Here is a 571-nt window from a genome sequence, read left to right as displayed (position 1 = left end):
ATCTTCGACTGCGCCAACCCGTGCGGTGTGTCGAGTTCGACCTCTTGCCACTCAGCCCCGGCGAAGAAAGAGGCTATACCAGTCCCGTATCTTTGGTGTTTTGGCAGAGGCATCATCGATTTTCTGACCTACGGCTTAACGCCCCCAGATATGCGCTGATAGCATTTCTGCAATGCAGCATGGATGATTGTCTAGTTTGCTTGTCATCTTTAGACCCCGGTGTTTCACATATTGAAAGGGTTCGGAGTGAGACTTGGTTATCTTTTCACCGTTTTGATCGCTTCGCATATTGTCGGCGCGATCTATCTGCTCTGCGGTCCAGAAAAGCTTGAGGTAATTGGCAATAGCATCAATGTGCAACTCACTGCTCTCTTTGGAAACTGAAGCGAAGATACTGCGGTCTGCTGACCTTGGGTAAACATTGTTGTGGAGATTAATAATAACTAGCGTCGAAATAGAGAGCTTAAGGACAAAGTGTTCGCTATGAAGTCTGCATATCTCACTGGTATAATTAGTCTTTTGTTCGCATTGTTTCTTTACCTGCTTTTCAGCGGGGTGGACGGCTACGAAG

The 571-nt window shown here is 46.9% G+C and carries 1 protein-coding gene; it reads right to left on the bottom strand.

Going from position 1 to position 571, the window contains the following annotated elements; translation table 11 throughout:
* Nucleotides 1–135: 135 nt before the first annotated feature.
* On the bottom strand, nt 136–571 hold a 436-nt coding region (locus tag J7380_RS20300; RefSeq protein ID WP_209198723.1), incomplete at its 5' end, for a hypothetical protein.

This window comes from Ruegeria sp. R8_1 (assembly GCF_017743815.1).
GTDB lineage: Bacteria > Pseudomonadota > Alphaproteobacteria > Rhodobacterales > Rhodobacteraceae > Ruegeria > Ruegeria lacuscaerulensis_A.
Note: the sequence above shows the minus strand (reverse complement) of the source record. Positions and strands in the feature narration are given on the sequence as shown.